The organism is Pseudonocardia sp. KRD291 (assembly GCF_019263595.1).
Classification (GTDB): Bacteria; Actinomycetota; Actinomycetes; order Mycobacteriales; family Pseudonocardiaceae; genus Pseudonocardia.
Genome location: NZ_JADQDD010000095.1, coordinates 1 through 19880, shown reverse-complemented (window position 1 = coordinate 19880; position 19880 = coordinate 1). Strand labels below are relative to the sequence as shown.

Genomic DNA, 19880 nt, shown 5'->3' with positions numbered 1-19880 from the left:
CTAGCGTCGGGGCCGTGACGATCGACCGCAACGCCCGCCCGCTGGCCCACGTCGTACGCGGGGACCTGGTGGAGTCGGTGCACCTCGGACACCTGGTACTCCTCGACGACACCGGGCATGCCACAGGGCGCCGCGGCGACCCGGACGAGGTGATGTTCCCGCGCTCGGCGCTCAAGCCCGTGCAGGCGGTGGCGATGCTGCGCGCCGGGCTCGACCTGCACGGCGAGCTGCTGGCCCTGGCCTCGGCGAGCCACAGCGGCGAGCCGGAGCACCTCGACGGGGTGCGCCGGATCCTGGCCGGGGCCGGGCTGGAGGAGTCGGCGCTGGACAACACGCCGGACCTCCCGCTCGCCGAGAGGAGCGCAGGCGGAACGAGCATCAGCGCCGAGAGGAGCGCAGGCGGGCACCCGCCGTCGTCGATCGCGCAGAACTGCTCGGGCAAGCACGCGGCGATGCTGGCCACCTGCGTCGCGGCCGGGTGGCCCACCGAGGGCTACCGGGACCCGTCGCACCCGCTGCAGCGGCTGATCCGGTCCACGGTCGCGGACCTGACCGGCGACGGCGCGGAACACCTCACCGTCGACGGCTGCGGGGCACCGCTGTTCTCGGCCACGACGACCGGGCTGGCGCGCGCGTTCGCCCGGATCGCGACCGCCGCACCGGGCACCCCGGAGGGCCGGGTCGCCGACGCCGTCCGGGCGCACCCGTGGTGGGTCGGCGGGACCGGACGTCCGGTCACCCGGTTCTGCGAGACCGTCCCCGGTCTCGTCGCCAAGGACGGCGCGGAGGGGGTGTTCGCCGGCGCCCTGCCGGACGGGCGGGCGTTCGCGCTCAAGGTGCTCGACGGCTCGTCCCGGGCGGTCCCGGCCGTCGTCGCGGCGGCACTGGGACGGCTCGGTGCCGGGTCGGAGGCCGTCGCGGAGCTGGGTCGCACCGACGTCCTCGGGCACGGGGCCCCGGTCGGGCGGATCACCGCCGAGCTCTGAACCCGGCCTGCTCCGGCCCCCTACGGGGTGACGTTCCCGGGCGCGGTGCCATCCCCGTCGACGACGGCGGCACCCCCCGCCTCGCGCACCATGCTGCGGGTGCGACGGCGCATCCAGAGGGTCACGCCCAACCCGGCCAGCACCGCGACGACCAGGCCGACCCAGGAGAAGCGCTTGAGCCAGGTCTCGGCGACCAGGCCCAGGTAGTAGACGCCCGCGGTGGTGCCCCCGGCCCAGCAGATCCCGCCGGCCACGTTCGCGACCAGGAACTTCTGGTACGGCATCCGCAGCGCGCCGGCCAGCGGCCCCGCGAAGATCCGCAGCAGCGCGACGAACCGGCCGAAGAACACCGCGCCCATGCCCCACCGGCCGAACAGCCGCTCGGCGACCGCGACGTGCCCGGGCCCGAAGTGCTTCGGGAACCGCCTGCCCAGCCAGCCGAACAGCGGCATGCCGTAGCGCCGCCCGATCGCGTAGCCGATCGAGTCACCGACGACCGCACCGGTGGTCGCGGCCACGCCGACCCAGAGCGGGTCGACGTCGATCTCCGGGCGCGAGGACAGCAGCGCGGCGCTGACCAGCACGATCTCGCCGGGCAGCGGGATGCCCAGGCTCTCCAGGCCGATCACGACGCCGGTCAGCAGGTACACCGCGACCGGCGGGATCACCTGCAACATGTCGTCGACGGTCACGCCGGCCCCCTGTCGATCTCGGCTCCTACGCGCACCAGTGTGCCGTCGTCGTGGTCGCGGCCGTGACCGGGTGCTCGGACGCCCACCCGCGCCGATCCGCGTAGCGTGCCCGATATGCACCTTCCGTTCCGGCGGGCCGTGGTCGTCGTCGCACTCGGCGTGCTCCTGGCCGGCTGCGCCGGATCTCCGGCGGCGCCGGCAGCCGCACCGGCCCCCGCCGGCGGGGACCCGAGCGGACGCACACAATCCGCAGCCCCGGCCCCGGCGGCGCGGCCCGTCCCGCAGCGCGAGGCGGGGACCCCTCGGGTGCTCGCGTCCGGGCTCGAGGTCCCGTGGGGCGTGTCGTTCCTCCCGGACGGGAACGCGCTGGTCACCGAACGCGAGACGGCCCGGATCCTGCGGGTCGCCCCGGGCGGCCAGGTCACCCCGGTCGGCACCGTCGCCGGGGTCGTGGCCCGCGGTGAGGGCGGGCTGCTGGGCATCGCGGTCTCGCCGCGGTTCGCCACCGACCGCACGGTCGCCGTCTACTACACCTCCGGGTCCGACAACCGGGTCGTCGCGCTGCGGGTGGCCGCCGACGGCACGGTCGACGGCGCCGCGCAGCGGGTCCTGGTCGCCGGGATCAACGCGGGCTCGGTGCACAACGGCGGCGGTCTCGCGTTCGGCCCGGGCGGGATGCTGCACATCGGCACCGGTGAGGCCGGCCGGCGCAGCCCGTCGCAGGACCGCGACGACCTGGGCGGGAAGATCCTGCGCGTCACCCCGGACGGCGCCCCGGCCCCGGGCAACCCGTTCGGCACCCCGGTGCTGAGCCTCGGGCACCGCAACGTGCAGGGCATCGCGTTCGGCCCGGGCGGGCGGGTCTACGCCGCCGAGTTCGGCCAGAACACCGTCGACGAGCTGAACCTGATCACGCCGGGCGCAAACTACGGCTGGCCCGACGTCGAGGGCATCGGCGACCGCCCGGACCTGACGAACCCGCTGCTCACCTGGCCCACCGACGAGGCCTCACCCAGCGGGATGGCCGCCGCAGGGGGTGCGCTGTGGATGAGCGCCCTGCGCGGCGAGCGGCTCTGGCAGATCCCGCTGACCGCCGACGGCGCCCCCGGCGAACCGCGTGCCCTGCTGGACGGTCGGTTCGGCCGGATCCGCGCGGTCACCGCGACCCCGGACGGCTCGGCGCTGTGGGTCACCACCAGCAACCGGGACGGCCGCGGCTCCCCCGGCCCGGACGACGACCGGATCGTCGTCGTCCCCCTGACCTGATCCGGGTCACGGGGGTGGGCCTGCGGCGCGGGTGAACCGCGCAGCGAGCACGTGCAGGTGCTCCAGCAGCTCCGGAGGCTCCAGGACGTCGAAGTCCACGCCGAACGCGCCGAGCCACACCCCGAGCGCGTCCAGGCTGTTCGAGCCGGTCACGAACAGGCAGGTGTGCTCGTCGATCGCCTCGACGGTGCCCGTCGCCGGGCTCACCCACTGCGCGACGTCGTCGACGGGGGCGTGCAGCCGCACCGTGGCCCGGTAGCGGTAGGCGCCGGTGCTGATCCCGCGCTGGGCGAACGCCGCCGCCCCGCCCTCCGGCGGCTCGCGCGGGGTGAACCGGGGCCCGGCCGGGAGCTTGAGCGTCATCCGGTCCACCCGGAACGTGCGCCAGTCGTCGCGGTCGGTGTCCCAGGCGACCAGGTACCAGCGACGGCCGGTGTGCACCATCCCCAGCGGCTCGACCAGCCGGCGGGCCGATTCCCCGCCGCCGGTGGTGTAGTCGAAGCGCAGGCGTTCGTGGTCGCGGCACGCCGCGGCGACGGCGGACAGGTCGTCGGCGTCCACGGTGGGGCCGCGGTTGACCAGCGTCGCGGTCGCCGCGCCGAGGGCCGCGACCCGGCGGCGCAACCGGTTCGGCAGCACCTGCTCCAGCTTGACCAGGGCGCGCACCGACGTCTCCTCGATGCCGGCGACCGTGCCGCCGGCCGCGGTGCGCAGGCCGACCGCCACGGCGACCGCCTCGTCGTCGTCGAGCAGCAGCGGGGGCAGCGCGGCCCCGGCACCGAGCTTGTAGCCGCCGGTCACACCCGGTGTGGAGTGCACCGGGTAGCCGAGGCTGCGCAGCTTGTCGACGTCGCGGCGCACCGTCCGGACGTCCACGTCGAGGCGCTCGGCGAGCAGCGTCCCGGTCCACTCGCGGGGTACCTGCAGCAGTCCGAGCAGCCGCAGCAGCCGGGCCGATGTCTCCTTCACACCGTCATTCTCGCGCAGATCGAGGACAGTTCCGGTCCTCGACCCGGCCGGGGGCGGACAGCGGCGGCCACCAGGAGTAGACCGGGAACGGAGTGATCGATTCTTGTGGTCACATCTCGATCATGACGATCCGTACGAACGAGGAGACCGCATGACCGACCCGGCCGCCACCCCGGTCGTCCGCACCACCGCAGGGCAGGTCCGCGGCGTCCGCATCGACGGCTCGCCCGGCTCGGACCCGGTGGTGCGCTTCCGGTCGGTCCCCTACGCCGCGCCGCCGGAGGGGCCGCTGCGCTTCGTCGCGCCCGCCCCGGTGCCGGGCTGGGACGGCGTCCGCGAGGCCGGCGGCGGGGTCGGCCCGAACGCGCCGCAGCCGGTCCGCCAGGTCGCGGGCGGCCTGGACATGTCCCCGGTGATCGGCACCGGCTGGCGGCCGGGCCCGGACTACCTCACCGCCGACGTCTGGACGCCCGACCCGGGCGCGGGCGGGCTGCCGGTGATGGTGTTCCTGCACGGCGGCGCGTTCGTCGCAGGCGAGGGCTCGGCCGGCGTCTACGACGGCGAGGCCTTCGCCCGCTCCGGGGTCGTGCTGGTCTCGGTGAACTACCGCCTCGGGGCCGAGGGCTTCCTGCCGGTGCCCGGCGGGGACACCAACGTCGGGCTGCGCGACCAGCTCGCCGCGCTGGCCTGGGTGCGCGACAACGCGGCCGCGTTCGGCGGCGACCCGGACCTGGTGACGGTGTTCGGCGAGTCCGCCGGGGCGATGAGCATCGGCCTGCTGCTGGGCTCGCCCCTGTCGGAGGGGCTGTTCCGCCGGGCGATCCTGGAGTCCGGCGGCGCGGAGATGGCGCGCGCCGGCGCCGACCGGGTCGCTCCCGTGCTCGACCGGATCGCCGCGGACCTGGGCGTCACCGCGGACGCGGACGGGCTGCGCGGGGTCGCCGTGGCCGACCTGGCCGCAGCCCAGGGCCGCGTCGACACTCCCGGCCAACGCCCGGACCTGCGCGAACCCGACGGCACCGAGCCCGGCTTCGGCATCACCGGGTTCCTGCCGGTGCTCGGTGACGACGTGTTCCCCCGGTCCCCGCTCGACGCGCTGCGCGACGGCGCATCGGCGCGGGTGGACGTGCTCGCCGGGTCGAACGCCGAGGAGATGAACCTCTACCTGGCCCCCACCGGGCTGCTCGACGCGCTGACCGAGGACCAGGCGCGGACCGCCCTGGGCGTGCTCCGCCCGGACGCCGGGACCCTGATGGACGGGGCCGGTGCCGGCACGGCGGGCGAGCGCTACGCCCGGGTGCTCACCGAGCTGGTGTTCACCGGCCCGACCCGGCGGGTGCTGCAGGCTCACACCGGGGCGTCGTTCGGCTACGAGTTCGCCTGGCGCTCCCCGGCCTGCGACGGACGTCTCGGCGCCTGCCACGCCCTGGAGCTGCCGTTCGTGTTCGGGACCCTGGACCGCGCCGCCGCCCCGGACGGCCTGCCCGGCGAGACGCCCCCGGCGGAGCTGTCGACCCGGATGCACCGGGCCTGGGTCGACTTCGCCGCCACCGGCGACCCGGGCTGGCCCGCCCGCGACGGTGCCGACCCGCACCTGATGCGGTTCGACGGCGACGCCGACACGCTCGTGGCCGAACCCACCCCGCCGGTGATCTGAGCGGCGACGCTACGGTCCAGGGCGTGCAGACGACCACCGGTGAGAACGGACCGAACGGCGCACCCCGGCCCGGGCCGGAACGGGTGGGCCGCTACGTGCGGATGACGGCCCAGGAGGGGCGCGGCGACGACCTCGCGCGGAACCTGCTGACGGTCGCCGCCGGCATGGGTGAGGTACCGGGCTGCGAGGCCTACATCGTCAACGCGTCGCCGGACGAGGCCGACGTCGTGTGGGTCACCGAGGTCTGGGCCGACGCCGCGTCGTCGGACGCGGCGCTGAACCGCGACCTGGGCGAGGCCGGCCTCGGCGCGGTGCTCGAACTGCTGGCCGGGGCGCCGGAGTACATCGAGGTCAGCCCGCTCGGCGGGCCCGGCCTGACCCGGACCTGAGACGCCGGTCCGCTCAGGGCGTGCGGACCGCGCCCACCACCGCGCCCACGACCGCGACGCGCTCGAGCTGACCGCGCAGGAGCTCGGGGCGATCGGTCCGGACGCGCAGCCGCACCACCCCGGCGTCGAGGTCGGCGTCCACCGCGCGGACGTCCCACCGCCGTCCGCGCAGCATCGTCACGATCTTCGCCAGGGCGTCCAGCGTGGTGCCGGGCGCACACAGCTCCAGGTCGAGGTGCACGCACCCGTCCTCGGGCGACGGGGCCCCAGGTTCCTGCCGGGCAGGCGCGGACGGCGAGTCGGGTCGGGTGAGCATGGAGCTGGTCACGGGGACCTCCGGGTGGGAGCGGGTGTCGGCCACCGGGCCAGGACCCGCAGACGGCGGCTGCCCGCGTCCTGCGCGGGAGCGCGCGGCGAACCGCTGCGCGCCGGCGTCCTGGCTCAGCCGGCGCGCCGGGTAATCGCCCGTCCGCGCGTCCTCACGGCGTCACCGTAGCAACTCGTGCTCCCCGCCACACCCCGCGGGCCGGTGTGCGGGGCGCGGGTCAGTGCGACTCCGGGTCGCGTTGCTTGGCCGCCCGCAGCGAGCCCGGCTTCGCCCGCGCCGAGGGGTCGTTGCGGGTCTTGATCAGGCTGGCCACCGTGACGACGGCGAGCACCACGACGATGACGCCGAGGCTGATCGGCGTCGAGATCTCCGGCACCGAGGTCGAGATGTCCTCGTGCGCCCAGTGCAGGATCAGCTTCACCCCGATGAAGCCCAGGATGATCGCCAGTCCGGCCGAGAGGTACACCAGCCGGTCCAGCAGCCCCTTCACCAGGAAGAACAGGGCACGCAGGCCGAGCAGCGCGAACGCGTTCGCCGCGAAGACGATGTAGGGCTCCTCGGTCACGCCGAACACGGCCGGGATCGAGTCGAGCGCGAACAGCAGGTCGATGCCGCCGATCGCGACCAGCACCAGGAACAGCGGGGTCGCCAGGCGCTTGCCGTCGACCCTGGTGAACAGCTTGCCCTCGTCGTACTCGTCGGAGACCGGGAACAGCTTCCGGGCGCCCTTGACGACGGCGTTGTCCTCGATGTCGGGTTCCTCGTCACGGTGCCGGTAGAGCTGCACCGCCGTGTAGATCAGCAGCAGCCCGAACACCAGGAACATGAACGAGAACAGGTTCAGCAGCGTGGCACCGAGCAGGATGAAGATCGCCCGCATGACCAGGGCCAGCAGGATGCCGAACACGAGCACCTTGTTCTGGTGCTTCTCCGGTACCGCGAACGTCGTCATGATGATCACGAAGACGAACAGGTTGTCGACCGAGAGGCTCTTCTCGACGATGTAGCCGGCGAAGTACTCGGTGCCGAACGTCCAGCCCTGGGTCAGGCCGAACACGACGCCGAACGCGATCGCGACGCCGATGTAGAACAGCGACCAGGCGGTCGCCTCCTTGAACCCGACCTTGTGCGGGCGCAGCCAGGCCTGGATCAGGTCGATCGCGAGCAGCGCGATGATCACCCCGATCAGGACCGCCCACTCGACCCCGCTGACGTCCAGCATCGGTACCCCTCATCCCTGCGCGCACCCGCGCCCGCGCGCGCCGCACGATACCGGACAAACCTTCCCTCGCGTCGTGGAGCCGTGACGCGCCCACCAGCGCCGGAGACCGGCATCAGGGCTCCACGACGCGGGGCTCCAGACGCGGGGCTCCGGGACTCGGGGCGGGATCAGCCGGCGCGGCCGCTCGCGGGGGCGAAGACACCCTCGGCGGGGAAGGCGCCGTTCGTCAGGGCGGTCCGGACCAGCCCGGCGCCCAGCTCGCCCAGCCGGGCCGCGCCCTCGGCACCGAGTGCACTCCACGGCGGGCCGCCGAGGCGGTGCGTGTCGTCCTCGATCCGGTCGCGCAGCTTCTCCCCCGCCGCGGTCAGCTCCAGCTCCGCGTCCGGGTCGAGCAGGCCGCGCTCGCGCAGCCCGGCGATGCCCGCGGCCCACTGCTCGCGCGACCACCCGCGGCTGGCACGGGCGAACCCGGGCACGAACCCGGTACCGGTGGCGGTCGCGGTGAGCAGCGCCTCCAGCCCGGACAGCTCCGCCTCGACCAGCAGCGCGACGTGCCCGTCCCCGCGGTGCTCGCGCAGGATCGACAGCGCGTGCCAGAGCACCAGGTGCGGCGCGTCCGGCCAGGCCAGGTCCAGGTGCCCGGCGGCCAACGGGCGCCCGTCCGGCGTCACGGCCTCGGCCGCGGTGCGGGCCAGCCCGGCCGCCTCGGCCACCTCCGGCGAGGCGACGCCGTCGTCGCCGAGCAGCCGGCGCAGCGCCGCGTCGACGATCTCGAAGCGGGCCGCGACCAGGGTGGCCGGGTCGGCCAGCGTCCATGCCTTCGGCACGGCCGAGGCGACGAGCTCGCCGCTGAAGTTGTAGAACGTCGCGGTGACCACCGACGCCGACACCGCGCCCATCGGAGCGGCGCGACCGGCGAAGTAGCCCATCCGCCCGGGCTCCAGGCCGGCCTCGGTGTAGCGCGGTTCGGCCTCCGGTGCGAAGTAGACCATCGCGTGCAAGGGCTCGAGACGTCGGGCGATCCGCCCGGATTCGCGTGCATCCACGGGCGGTGACGCTATCGCGCGGGCACCCCGGCGGCCGGATGTGATCCACGACGGGGTCCCTGCCGGCGCCCCGGCGCCGCCGGTCTACAGCAGACCGGGCAGGACCAGCACGGCCCACGCCAGCAGCGGGCCCGCCACGACGACGATCCCGGCGTAGGCGAGCATCTGCCGGTAGAAGCGGTCCCGGTCGACGTCGGCGGGCGCGTTCGCCAGCACCAGCGCCCCGTTCGTCGAGAACGGGCTGACGTCGACGACCGTCGCGGCGACGGCCAGCGCCGCCACCATCCCGACCGCGGAGACGTCGCCCTGCTGCAGGAACGGCAACGCCAGCGGGATCGCCACCCCCAGGATCGCCACCGACGACGCGAACGCCGAGAGCACTCCGCCCAGGTAGCAGAGCAGCAGCGCGGCCAGCAGCGGCGCGCCGATCGCGGTGATCCCGGAGCTGACGAACTCGATCGTCCCGGCCGCGGTGAGCACCCCGACGTAGGTGATGACACCGCAGATCAGCAGCACGGTCGACCAGCTGACCTGCGCGACGACGTCCGGGCGGCGCGGGGCGAGCAGCCGCAGCACCACCGCGATCGTCACCGACAGCACGCCGACGTCCAGCCCGGACACCGCGCCGACGGCGAGCACCAGCAGTCCCACCAGCGTCACCACCTGCTCGCGGCCCACCGCGGGCGGCGCCGCGACGACGGTCGTCGCGCCGCCGGCACCGTCCGGTGCGGGGCCGCCCCCGGCGTTCTCGGCCACCCCGTCCTCGGCCGGACCGTTCGCCGCGATGACGGCCCTGCGCCCGCGCAGCCCCCATCCGCCGAGCACGACGTAGATCACCGCCCCGATCACGATGTTGATCAGCAGCGGGGTCAGGAACAGGGTGGCCGGGCTACTCGGCAGGCCGTTGCCGACCATCGTCTCGTTGACGAACGCGCCGTAGACGCTGATCGGCGAGAACGCCCCGCCGAGCGCGCCGTGCACGACCATCATCCCCATCAGCAGCAGGCTGATCCCGTGACGGCGCGCGAACGGCATCGCCAGCGGCGCGACGATCGCGACCGCGAACAGCGCACCGATCGCGGACAGTCCGGTGGTCAGGAAGAAGAACACCCACGGGACCAGGGCCACCCGGCCGCGGACCAGCCGCATCGAGGCGTGCACCAGCAGGTCGACCGTGCCGTTGGCGGTCGCCAGCGCGAACATGTAGGTGAGCCCGACCAGCAGCACGAACAGGTCGCCCGGGAAGCCGCCGGTGATCTCGTCACCGTCGGGCACCCCGAGCATCACCTGCTCGGCGTCCAGGCCGAGGACCAGCATCCCGACCCCGAACGCCCCCACCAGCGCCAGCGCCCCCAGGTTCACCGGCATCGTCGTGGCGATCACGAACATCACCACCAGGACGAGGATCGAGATGATCTCCGGACCCATGCGTGCTCCCTTGCTCGACGGTCCGCCCGGCTCCGGGCCCGGTACATCGTGACGAATGACCCACATCGTGAGCAAGAGGGGTATCTCGGACGTCGCCGCTCACGGCGCCGACTCCCGCGACAGCACCTCCCAAACGGTCGTCCGATTCACTCGTCCACCGTAGTGACGGCGGTGTGTCCCCCGTCATACGGTCGGCGAGCCCGGTGCATGCCGTCGCCCCGAGCCCGACACCCCTGCAACGGCGCAGTTCGCGGCCTCCCCGGGGGCCGCGGGGAGGAGTACGACGATGAGCGAGGCCGATACGAGCCCGCGGCTCGACGCACTGATCGTCGGGGCCGGCCTGTCCGGGCTCTACCAGCTCAAGACACTGCGCGACCTCGGCTTCGGCGTGCGGGTCGTCGAGGCCGCGAAGGGCGTGGGCGGCACCTGGTACTGGAACCGCTACCCGGGCGCCCGCTGCGACGTCGAGAGCCTGTCCTACTCCTACTCGTTCTCCCCCGAGCTCGAGCAGGAGTGGACCTGGACCGAGAAGTACCCCACCCAGCCCGAGATCCTGCGCTACGTCGAGCACGTCGCCGACCGGTTCGACCTGCTGCGTGACATCTCGTTCGACACCCGCGTGACCAGCGCCGTCTACGACGAGAGGTCCAGGCGCTGGATGGTGACCACCGACGGCGGGGACGTGCTCGACACCCAGTTCCTGATCATGGCGACGGGGTGCCTGTCGGTCTCCAAGGCGCCGGAGGTCCCCGGGGCGGAACGGTTCCAGGGCCCGACCTACCACACGGGGCACTGGCCGCACGAGGGCGTGGACCTCACCGGGAAGCGGCTGGGGGTGATCGGCACCGGCTCCTCGGGCATCCAGTCGATCCCGATCCTCGCCGAGCAGGCCAGCGAGATGACGGTCTTCCAGCGCACCCCGAACTTCTCCATGCCGGCCGGCAACCGCCCGCTCGCGGCCCAGGAGGTCGCGGACATGAAGGAGAACTACCGCGAGTGGCGTTCGGCGCAGCGCGCGTCCGGTTTCGGGGTCCCGGTCCCCGAGCCCACCCAGGCGGCGATGGAGGCCACCGAGGCCCAGCGGACGGCGAAGTACCAGGACGGCTGGGACAAGGGCAACCTGGTCGGCGTGCTGGCGGCCTACACCGACACGCTGACCAGCAAGGAGGCCAACGACACGGCGGCCGGGTTCGTCCGGGACAAGATCCGGGCGAAGGTGCACGACCCGGACGTCGCGGAGACGCTGTGCCCGACCAGCTTCCCGTACGGCACGAAGCGGCCGTGCCTGGACACCGGCTACTACGAGACGTTCAACGCCGAGCACGTGCACCTGGTGGACCTGCGCAAGACGCCGCTGCAGGAGATCACCGAGTCCGGCATCCGGACCTCGGAGGCGACCTACGAGGTGGACGCGATCGTGTTCGCCACCGGCTTCGACGCCATGACCGGCGCACTGACCGCGGTCGACATCCGGGGCAAGGGCGGGGTGGCGCTGAAGGAGAAGTGGGGCGAGGGCCCGCGCTCCTACCTGGGGCTGGCCGTGGCCGGGTTCCCCAACCTGTTCACGATCACCGGGCCGTCCAGCCCGTCGGTGCTCTCGAACATGATCGTCTCCATCGAGCAGCACGTGGAGTGGGTCACCGACGCCGTCTCCTACCTGCGCGAGCACGGCCACACCGAGATCGACGCGACCACCGACGCCGAGGACGGCTGGGTCGCCCACGTCGAGGAGGTCGGCAACCACACGCTCTACCCGACCGCGGACTCCTGGTACATGGGCTCGAACGTGCCGGGCAAACCGCGGGTGTTCATGGCCTACATCGGCGGCGTCGGCCCGTACGCGGACCGGATCACCGAGATCGCGCGCAACGGCTACGAGGGCTTCGCGCTGAGCTGACCCGCCCCGCCCCGAGACCGCCGTCGGTGCGGCGGGTACAGCGTCGTACCCCGCACCGGCGGTGCACCACCGCGCACCGCCCCGTCCCCGGTGGACGAGCGGCACTCCCGTCGGACGGGTTGCGACGAGAGTCCCGGTCGCTGCTGTCCGGGATGCGTCAGATCGAGAGGGCCGCGTCGGCGCCGGTGTTGATCGCGCGGACGAAGTCGCCGGGGGTGTCCGCGTCGCCCAGGATCCGGACCTCGACCCCGGCCTCGACCAGCGGGCCGGCGAACGTCTCGCCGGACGGGCGCCACCCGATCGCCAGCGCGACGACGTCGGCGGGCAGCTCCTGCTCGACGCCCTCGGTGTCGGTGTAGCGCACGACGCCGGGCTCGATCCCGACCACGGTGGCGCCCGTCAGCACCTGAACGCCGTCGTGGCGCAGCGAGCGCACCATCTGACGTCGGGTGATCGCCTCGATGCCGCGTCCGATACTGCGCGCCATCTCCACGATCGCCACCTCTGCGCCGCGCTCGCGCATCAGCTCCGCGGTCTCGCAGCCGGTGGCGCTGCCGCCGACGACGACCACCCGGGCCCCGGCCGGCACGTCCACGTCGCCGCGCAGGAGCTTCTGCGCGTCGTGCACGTGCGGGCCGTCGATGCCCGGGATCGGCGGCACCAGCGGGTCCGCCCCGGTCGCGACGACCACGACGTCCGGGCGCTGCCGGGCGACGGTCGCGGCGTCCACCTCGGCGCCGGTGTGGATCTCGACGCCGAGCGTGCGCAGCCTCGCCGCCTGGAACACCTTGTAGCGCAGCACCTCGTGCTTGCTGGGGGCGAGTCCGGCGACCTCGAGCTTGCCGCCGAGCTCGCCGTCGCGCTCCCAGATCGACACCTCGTGCCCGCGCAGCCGCGCAATCCGTGCGGCCTCCATCCCGGCCGGCCCGCTCCCCACGACCATGACCCGGCGCCCGGTCGCCACCGGGTTCAGTGCCCACTCCCGCTCGCGCCCGGCCTCCGGATTCACCGCGCAGCGCGCCCGCTCGCCGCGCCCGACCAGGTCGACGCAGGCGTTGCAGGCGATGCAGGGCCGCCGCTCGTCCAGGCGTCCGGTGTGGACGAGGTCCGGCCAGTCCGGCTCGGCGATCAGGCCGCGTCCGATCAGGACCATGTCGGCCTCGCCGGAGGCGATCACCTCGGCGGCGGTGTCCGGGTCGTCGAGGCGCCCGACGGCCATCACCGGCACGTCGACGGCGGCGCGCACCGCGGCCGCGAACCGTCGCATGTGTCCGCGGGGGGTCGACATCGGAGCGAGCGTGACCTGTAGCGACAGCCAGGTCCCGGCCGTCACCGAGATGCAGGACGCGCCCGCGTCGACGATCGCCCGCGCGGCCTCGACGGCCTCGGCGAGACCGAGCCCGTCGCGTTCGGCATCGGAGCCGTTGATCCGCCACACCAGCGGCATCCCCGGCCCGACGGCGCCGGTGATCGCGCGCGCCACGTCGGCCGAGAACCGGACCCGCCCGGCGAGGTCGCCGCCGTAGGCGTCGGTGCGGTGGTTGTGCTGCGGGGACAGGAAGTTCGAGGGCAGGTAGCCGTGCGCGCCGTGCACCTCTACGAAGGAGAACCCGGCGTCGCGGGCGCGGCGGGCGGCGTCGGCGTAGTCGGCGACGATCGCCGCGATCTCGCCGGTGGCGAGCTCGTGCGGGACGGGCGCGTGCGAGTTCAGCGGCACCGGCGACGGCGCGACCGACGGCCCCTCGACGACCTGGCGTCCCGGGTGCATGAGCTGCACCCCGACCGTCACGTCGTAGGGGGCGAGCGCGTCGACGAGCGTGCGCAGGCCGGGCAGGTACTCGTCGGAGCAGATCTTCGGCTCGGGCCCGACGGTGTCGGCCGAGACCAGGCAGCCCTCGACGGTGATCGCGCCGACGCCGCCCTGCGCGCGCCGCACGTAGTAGGCGATCGTGTCGTCGGTGATGTGACCGGAGGAGTCGAGGCAGGTGCCCATCGGCGCCATCACCAGGCGGTTGCGCAGCATCAGCGGCCCGAGCGCGACCGGGGTGAACAGCACGTCGTGCGCGGTGTTGTTCGCCGCCTCCGCGGGAGGGATCACGTCGGCGGTGTTCCCGGCCGCCTCCGCGGGAGGGATCACGTCGGCGGTGTTCCCGGCCGCCTCCGCGGGAGGGATCACGTCGGCGGTGCTCACTCCTGCTCCAGCACCGACAACGCCCGCACCGGGCACGACTCGACCCCGATCCGGGCGACGTCCTCCTCGCCCTCGGGCACGGTCGCGTCCGGCCCGACGGCGCTGTAGCCGTCGTCGTCGAGCGGGAACAGGTCCATGTCGACGACCGAGCACTGCCCGTGCGCCTCGCAGACGTTCGAGTCGACCCCGATGCGCATCAGTGCGTCACCACCAGCGTCTCCATCGACCGCGACGCGAGCGCGTCCTTCCACACCGGCTCCCGCGCCAGCGCGAGGCCGGGCAGGCGTTCGACGATCCGGCCGACCGCGATCCGGGTCTCCATCCGGGCCAGCTGCGCGCCGATGCAGGCGTGGATGCCCTTGCCGAACGCGACGTGCGGGTTCGGGCTGCGCGTCAGGTCGAGGGTGTCCGGGTCGGCGAACTTGTCCGGGTCCCGGTCGGCCGAGGCCAGCACCAGGTGCACCCGTTCCCCCGGGAGGATCGTGCGCCCGGCGAGCTCGGTCTCCGCAACCACCCACCGGTTGATCACCTTGATCGGGCCGTCGTAGCGCAACAGCTCCTCGACGGCCGTGTTGAGCAGCGACGGGTCCTCGCGCAGCGCGGCGAGCGCGGCCGGGTCACGCAGCAGCGCCAGGGTGGCGTTGGCGATCGAGTTCGTGGTCGTCTCGTGCCCGGCGAACAGCAGCAGCGCGCACATGGCGACGAGCTCGTCGTCGGAGAGCCCATCTCTCGACGTCTGGGTGTCGCTCTCATCGGTGCTCATCATCGCGCTGAGCATGTCCTCGCCCGGTTCCGCGCGGCGCTGCGCGACGAGGCCGCGGAAGTAGGCGTCCATCTCGTTGAGCCCGCGCAGCGCCCGCTCGTGACGCTCGGCGCGGGCGGCGCCACCGGTGCCGAACGCGACCAGCGCCAGCTCGTCGGACCACTCCCGGAACAGGTCCCGGTCCGACGGCGGCGCGCCCAGCATCGTCGCGATCACCGTCGCCGGCAGTGGGTAGGCGACCTCGCTGATCAGGTCCTGCTCCCCGGACCCGCGCAGGAACCCGTCGAGCAGCTCGTCGACCAGTGCGGTGATCCGGGCGTCCATCACGGCGATCCGCTGGCCCTTGAACGCGCCCGCGGCGAGCTTGCGCAGTCGCGTGTGGACGGGCGGGTCGGAGACGACCATCCAGCCCGACATCAGCGCCAGCACCCGCTCCGACGCGCTCGCCGGGCGTCCGTCGTCCCCGCCCGCCTCGGCCCGCCGCGCACCGTGCTGGTTCTCGTTCCGCTCGCGCTCCTCCCGCTGCTTCGCCAGCACCGGGCGGACCCGGTCGTTGGACAGCGCCTTGTCCGCGAACGCCGCGGAGACGTCGGCGTAGCGGGTGACCAGCCACGCGCGGTGGGGCCCGCTCCAGTGCACCGGGTCCTCGCGGCGCAGCGCGTCGAACACGGCGTACGGGTCGGCGCTGGCCTGTGCGGTCAGCAGGTCGTCGGCGATCGCACCGGTCACGGGAGCCTCCTCGTCCTCTGTCGCGGCGGGTGTCGGGTCTCAGCTGCGGGCGGGCGCGGGCGACAGCGCGCGGGCCGCGCCGAGGCGGTCGCGCACCAGGTGCCCGGACGTCACCTGCCCTGCGCGGACGTGCACCAGCCCGACCAGGTGCAGCGTCGCGGGGGTGCCCGAGGGAGCGTCGGTGACGTCGTCCAGGCCGCCGGCGTAGCGGCCGTGGCAGGTCAGCCGGAACGCCACCGCATCCCCGGCCGAGAACAGGTCGTCGACGACCGACGCCGGGTCGGCCAGCACCGCGCGTCCGCTGCCCGGTCCGCCGTCGTCCCAGGTCAGATCGGCGTGAACGGTCGCGGAGCCGATCCCGGCCGGGCCGCCGGCGGGCAGGCCCGCCGCGATCCACGCGCGCACCACGGCCTCGGCCGCCGGGTCCGCCGCCCGGGCCGGGGTGTCCCACGGCGCGACGGCCGGTGCCCCGACCGTCGCCGGCGCACCGGAGGCGAGCTGGCGGCGCCGGGACAGGTAGTCCTGCTCGACGGAGTTGTCCTGCAGCCGGGTGCCGTTCCAGCGGTAGAGCCCGAGCCCGGTCCACGCCGCGGCGCCGCCGCCGTGGCGCTGTGACGCGCCGTGCTCGGAGAACCGCAGGGCCAGCCGCTCGCCGTTGCTGACGACCTCGTGCACGGTCAGCCCGAGCCCCGGGAACTGCGTGAACTGCCTGCGCGACGCCGGGATGTAGGCCTCGTCGCGCCCGGACACCTCGTGCGGACCCATCCGCAGCGTGTAGTCCGGCTCCATGATCTCGGCGCAGACGCCGGTGTCCTGGCGGTTGGTGTAGTCCACGACGTAGCGGCGCATCAGCGCGACGAAGGGGTCCTGCACGGTTACCGCCCCTCGAACCGTGGCGGGCGCTTGCCGACGAACGCGGCGATCCCCTCCGCGGCGTCGCGTGTGGAGTGCAGCATCGTGAGCGCGGCCGTGGAGTGGTCGAACTCGCCCCGGTCCACGCCCCGGTTGACCAGGCCCTTCCCTGTCGCGACGGCCACCGGCGCCGCGGCCGCCATCCGCTCGGCCAGCTTGCGGGCCTCGGCCATCAGCTCCGCGGCCGGGACCAGCTTCTGCGCCAGCCCGATCCGGACGGCGGTCTCGGCGTCCACCTGCTCCCCGGCGAACATCATCAGCTTCGTCCAGTGCCGCCCGATCACCGACGGCGCGCGCAGCACCCCGAACCCGGGGACCAGCCCGACCGCGGTCTCCGGCATCCCGAACCGCGCGGTGTCGGCGGCCAGCACGACGTCGCAGGCCAGTGCCAGCTCGCAGCCCCCGCCCATCGCGTAGCCGTGCACCGCGGCGACCACCGGCAGCGGCGACTCCTCGACCGCCGCGAAGGTGCGCATGCAGTCCCGCTGGAACGCGCGCTTGGCGGTCGCGTCGCCCAGCTCGGCGAAGCTCGCGATGTCCCCCCCGGCGGAGAACGCCTTCTCCCCGGCTCCGGTGATCACCACCGCCCGCACGCCGTCGTCGGCCTCGCAGGTGCGCAACGCCTCGCGCAGCTCGGGCCAGAACGTCGCGCCCATCGCGTTGCGCTTCTCCGGCGCGTCGATCACGAACAGCGCGACCGCACCGTCGACCTCGACCCTCAGGTTCGTCACTGCCGACCTCCCGTGCCCGATCCACCCGGATCCGATCCACCCCGGGCGATCTCGATGCTGGTGGCCACCACGTGCCGGGTGGCCGCCGGCTCGATGACGTCGTCGAGCGACAGGTTGGCCGCGGCCTCCCACGGCTCCGCCTCGCTGATCCACTCCGCGGTGAGCTCGTCGACCAGCGCCGCGTGCGCCTCCGGGCCCTGCTCGGCGAGCACGGTCTCCAGGCGGCGCCGGTGGATCGTGCGGACACCCGTCTCCGGGGCCATGAACCCCAGCTCCGCGGTCGGCCAGGCGTAGAGGAAGTCCGGCTGTGTCGGGCGCCCGCCCATCGCGAAGTGCCCGCCGCCGTAGGCCTTGCGCAGCACCACGCCGACCTTCGGCACGCGCGCCTCGGCGATCCGCGAGACCAGCGCCTCGTAGCCGTGCAGGATGCCCGCCCTCTCGGCCTGGGTGCCGATCATCAGCCCGGGCACGTCGTGCAGGAACACCAGCGGCAGCCCGAACGTGTCGCACAGGTCCACGAACGCGCGCTCCTTGGCCAGCGCCGCCGGGTCCAGCGCGCCGGCCCGAACGATCGGCTGGTTGCCGACCAGCCCGACCGGGCGGCCCTCGATCCGGGCCAGCGCGGTGAGCAGGCTCGAGCCCCAGCCGTCGGCCCAGGGCAGGACGGTGGCCTCGTCGGCCAGGCAGGCGAACACGTCACGCATGTCGTAGCCGGCGCGCGAGCCGGTCGGCACGAGCGTCGCCAGCTCGGCCGGGTCCCGGCCGGGCGGTCGCGCCGGTGCGACCGGCGCGGGGAGCCGCGAGTTCTGGGGCAGATAGGACAGGAACGCGGCGACCGCGTCCATCGCGTCGGCCTCGGTGTCGACGACGAGGTGCGCGTTGCCGGCCTCGGTCGCCGCGGCCGGGCCGCCCAGCTCGTCGTCGGTGACCTTCTCCCCGATCGCGGGCTCGACCACCGACGGCCCGGACAGCGCGATCGACGCCGACCGCACCATCACCACGTAGTGCGCGGTGGACGCGTGCAGCGCGGAGTCGCCGTAGCTGGGCCCGAGCACCGCGGCCGCGCGCGGGACGACCGGCGCCCCGGGGGCTGGCTTGAGGAACGAGGTGAAGTCCAGCGGCAGCCCGGAGAACCGCCAGCCGGACACGTCGGGCATCCGGCCGCCGTCGGCGTCGCAGAGCAGCACCAGCGGGAAGCCGTGGCGCTGCGCGTGCTCGATCAGACGTCCCTGTTTGCGCATGCTGACCGGCGCGGTGGTGCCCGCGACGACGCTGGCGTCGATGCCGATCACGCCGATCCGGCGTCCGTCGAGCAGGCCGAAACCGGTGACGACGGCGTCGCCCGGGATGTGCTTGGCGGTGCGGCGCTCGGGCAGCGCGAGCGCTCCGATCTCGAACCAGGAGCCCGGGTCGACGAGCATGTCCACGCGCTCGCGGACGGGCAGGCGCCCGGACTCGCGGTGCCGGCGCAGACCCTCCGGTCCACCCATCTCCAGCGCGCGGGCGCGCCGCTCGCGCAGAACGGCCAGCCGCCCGTCCATGCTGGTGTCGCTCGCCGTCACGCGCCCTCCTCCGGTGAGCCGGTCGTTCGTCCCGCCGGTGACGCTAGACTATCAGACGGTCGGTTGGTAGACAGTCCCCGACGCGCACCGCACCGAACGGACGAGGAGGCCCCGTGGCCGAGACGCTGGGCATCCGGACCGTCCTGGTCGCCAACCGCGGGGAGATCGCGGTTCGGATCGTCCGCGCCTGCCGTGAGCTGGGACTACGTGCCGTCGCGGTCTACAGCGACGCGGATGCCGACGCCCCGCACGTGCGGCTCGCCGACGAGGCGCACCGGATCGGGCCGGCGCCCGCGCGGGCGTCCTACCTCGACGCCGACGCGCTGCTCGGCGCGGCGAAGGCGGCGGGCGCGGACGCGGTGCACCCCGCCTACGGGCTGCTCTCCGAGGACGCCGGGTTCGCCGCGGCGGTCGGTGCGGCCGGGCTGGTCTTCGTCGGCCCGTCGCCCGAGGTGATCACGCAGATGGGCGACAAGGTCGCGGCCCGCGCGGTCGCGGTCGCCTGTGACGTCCCGGTCCCGCCCGGCACCGGCGCCCTCGACGTCGCGGACCGGCCCGGTGTCGTCGCGGCGGCGCAGAGCGTCGGCTGGCCGCTGGTGGTCAAGGCGTCGTTCGGCGGCGGCGGGCGGGGGATGCGCGTGGTCGCCGACGTCGACGGGCTCGACGACGCGCTCGCCTCGGCGGGTCGCGAGGCCGCCGCCGCGTTCGGCCGCTCCGAGGTGCACCTGGAGCGCTACCTGCCCCGGCCCCGCCACGTCGAGGTTCAGATCCTGGGCGACACCCACGGCACCGTCCTCACCCTCGGCGACCGCGACTGCTCGGTGCAGCGCAGGCACCAGAAGCTGATCGAGGAGGCGCCGGCCCCGGACCTGGCCCCGAACCTGCGCGCCGCCATGACCGACGCCGCCGTGCGGATCGCCCGCCACGTCGGCTACACCGGCGCCGGGACCGTGGAGTTCCTGGTCACCCCGGACGGCTTCTTCTTCCTGGAGATGAACACCCGCCTGCAGGTCGAGCACGGCGTCACCGAGCTGGTCACCGGCGTCGACCTGGTCGCCGAGCAGCTGCGCGTCGCCGACGGCCGCGCGCTCACCCTCACCCCCGACGGCGTC

18 protein-coding genes are annotated in these 19880 nt (G+C 74.2%); 6 read left to right on the top strand and 12 right to left on the bottom strand.

Annotated features, from left to right (window positions below; genetic code table 11):
* The first annotated feature begins 20 nt into the window (after positions 1-20).
* Positions 21-986 carry an asparaginase gene (locus I4I78_RS15290; RefSeq protein ID WP_218611990.1) on the top strand — a complete coding sequence of 322 codons (966 nt, stop codon included), beginning with the start codon at positions 21-23 and terminating at the stop codon, positions 984-986.
* A 20-nt stretch (positions 987-1006) separates the two neighbouring features.
* Here the strand turns inward: I4I78_RS15290 and I4I78_RS15285 are convergent, their stop codons facing one another.
* Complete coding sequence (locus I4I78_RS15285; protein WP_218611987.1) at positions 1007-1678, bottom strand: DedA family protein; 672 nt, start codon at positions 1676-1678, stop codon at positions 1007-1009.
* 114 nt (positions 1679-1792) lie between these two features.
* Between I4I78_RS15285 and I4I78_RS15280 the strand changes: the two genes are divergently transcribed.
* Positions 1793-2944: a sorbosone dehydrogenase family protein gene (locus tag I4I78_RS15280; RefSeq protein ID WP_218611986.1), complete on the top strand. Its 1152-nt coding sequence runs from the start codon at positions 1793-1795 to the stop codon at positions 2942-2944.
* 6 nt (positions 2945-2950) lie between these two features.
* Here the strand turns inward: I4I78_RS15280 and I4I78_RS15275 are convergent, their stop codons facing one another.
* The gene (locus tag I4I78_RS15275) at positions 2951-3913 is read right to left on the bottom strand and encodes a YafY family protein (RefSeq protein ID WP_218611985.1); all 963 of its coding nucleotides are present in this window, start codon (positions 3911-3913) and stop codon (positions 2951-2953) included.
* A gap of 151 nt (positions 3914-4064) precedes the next feature.
* Between I4I78_RS15275 and I4I78_RS15270 the strand changes: the two genes are divergently transcribed.
* Both I4I78_RS15270 and I4I78_RS15265 read left to right on the top strand, forming a co-directional pair.
* Positions 4065-5570: a carboxylesterase/lipase family protein gene (locus I4I78_RS15270; RefSeq protein ID WP_218611984.1), complete on the top strand. Its 1506-nt coding sequence runs from the start codon at positions 4065-4067 to the stop codon at positions 5568-5570.
* A 23-nt stretch (positions 5571-5593) separates the two neighbouring features.
* On the top strand, positions 5594-5959 hold the full coding sequence (locus tag I4I78_RS15265) for an antibiotic biosynthesis monooxygenase family protein (RefSeq protein WP_308252129.1): 366 nt from the start codon (positions 5594-5596) through the stop codon (positions 5957-5959).
* 13 nt (positions 5960-5972) lie between these two features.
* Here the strand turns inward: I4I78_RS15265 and I4I78_RS15260 are convergent, their stop codons facing one another.
* From I4I78_RS15260 to I4I78_RS15245, 4 genes are all read right to left on the bottom strand, one after another.
* Positions 5973-6287, bottom strand: coding sequence for a hypothetical protein (locus tag I4I78_RS15260; RefSeq protein ID WP_218611983.1), 315 nt, complete (start codon positions 6285-6287; stop codon positions 5973-5975).
* Between the two features lie 217 nt (positions 6288-6504).
* Positions 6505-7509, bottom strand: a complete 1005-nt coding sequence (locus I4I78_RS15255; protein ID WP_218611982.1) for a TerC family protein — start codon at positions 7507-7509, stop codon at positions 6505-6507.
* Positions 7510-7676: 167 nt separating this feature from the next.
* On the bottom strand, positions 7677-8555 hold the full coding sequence (locus tag I4I78_RS15250) for a hypothetical protein (protein WP_308252128.1): 879 nt from the start codon (positions 8553-8555) through the stop codon (positions 7677-7679).
* A gap of 84 nt (positions 8556-8639) precedes the next feature.
* A complete protein-coding gene (locus I4I78_RS15245) occupies positions 8640-9983 on the bottom strand; it encodes an SLC13 family permease (protein ID WP_218611981.1) in 1344 nt (447 codons plus the stop codon).
* 286 nt (positions 9984-10269) lie between these two features.
* Between I4I78_RS15245 and I4I78_RS15240 the strand changes: the two genes are divergently transcribed.
* Positions 10270-11880, top strand: a complete 1611-nt coding sequence (locus I4I78_RS15240; protein WP_218611980.1) for an NAD(P)/FAD-dependent oxidoreductase — start codon at positions 10270-10272, stop codon at positions 11878-11880.
* 157 nt (positions 11881-12037) lie between these two features.
* On the opposite strand, the gene I4I78_RS15235 is transcribed toward I4I78_RS15240, so the two are convergent.
* From I4I78_RS15235 to I4I78_RS15210, 6 genes are read right to left on the bottom strand one after another with little or no spacing between them, the layout of a single operon-like run.
* Positions 12038-14071 carry an NAD(P)/FAD-dependent oxidoreductase gene (locus tag I4I78_RS15235; protein ID WP_218611979.1) on the bottom strand — a complete coding sequence of 678 codons (2034 nt, stop codon included), beginning with the start codon at positions 14069-14071 and terminating at the stop codon, positions 12038-12040.
* A complete protein-coding gene (locus tag I4I78_RS15230; protein WP_218611978.1) occupies positions 14068-14268 on the bottom strand; it encodes a ferredoxin in 201 nt (66 codons plus the stop codon). Before I4I78_RS15230 ends, I4I78_RS15235 begins: the two co-directional genes overlap by 4 nt.
* Complete coding sequence (locus I4I78_RS33845; protein WP_218611977.1) at positions 14268-15563, bottom strand: cytochrome P450; 1296 nt, start codon at positions 15561-15563, stop codon at positions 14268-14270. The genes I4I78_RS15230 and I4I78_RS33845 overlap by 1 nt, the downstream gene beginning before the upstream one ends.
* A gap of 39 nt (positions 15564-15602) precedes the next feature.
* Positions 15603-16436: a nuclear transport factor 2 family protein gene (locus I4I78_RS15220; protein WP_218611976.1), complete on the bottom strand. Its 834-nt coding sequence runs from the start codon at positions 16434-16436 to the stop codon at positions 15603-15605.
* 2 nt (positions 16437-16438) lie between these two features.
* Positions 16439-17206, bottom strand: a complete 768-nt coding sequence (locus I4I78_RS15215; RefSeq protein WP_218611975.1) for an enoyl-CoA hydratase/isomerase family protein — start codon at positions 17204-17206, stop codon at positions 16439-16441.
* Entirely contained in the window at positions 17203-18768 is a 1566-nt protein-coding gene (locus I4I78_RS15210; RefSeq protein WP_218611974.1) for an acyl-CoA carboxylase subunit beta, read from the bottom strand. Before I4I78_RS15210 ends, I4I78_RS15215 begins: the two co-directional genes overlap by 4 nt.
* A 113-nt stretch (positions 18769-18881) precedes the next feature.
* Between I4I78_RS15210 and I4I78_RS15205 the strand changes: the two genes are divergently transcribed.
* A partial coding sequence (locus I4I78_RS15205; protein WP_218611973.1) for a biotin carboxylase N-terminal domain-containing protein occupies positions 18882-19880 on the top strand: 999 nt, incomplete at its 3' end.

Excerpts from the sequence above, each read along its gene's own strand:
- I4I78_RS15280 (WP_218611986.1), top strand. The coding sequence starts at position 1,793 with ATGCACCTTCCGTTCCGGCGGGCCGTGGTCGTCGTCGCACTCGGCGTG.
- I4I78_RS15270 (WP_218611984.1), top strand. The coding sequence starts at position 4,065 with ATGACCGACCCGGCCGCCACCCCGGTCGTCCGCACCACCGCAGGGCAG.
- I4I78_RS15255 (WP_218611982.1), bottom strand. The coding sequence starts at position 7,509 with ATGCTGGACGTCAGCGGGGTCGAGTGGGCGGTCCTGATCGGGGTGATC.
- I4I78_RS15245 (WP_218611981.1), bottom strand. The coding sequence starts at position 9,983 with ATGGGTCCGGAGATCATCTCGATCCTCGTCCTGGTGGTGATGTTCGTG.
- I4I78_RS15240 (WP_218611980.1), top strand. The coding sequence starts at position 10,270 with ATGAGCGAGGCCGATACGAGCCCGCGGCTCGACGCACTGATCGTCGGG.
- I4I78_RS15230 (WP_218611978.1), bottom strand. The coding sequence starts at position 14,268 with ATGCGCATCGGGGTCGACTCGAACGTCTGCGAGGCGCACGGGCAGTGC.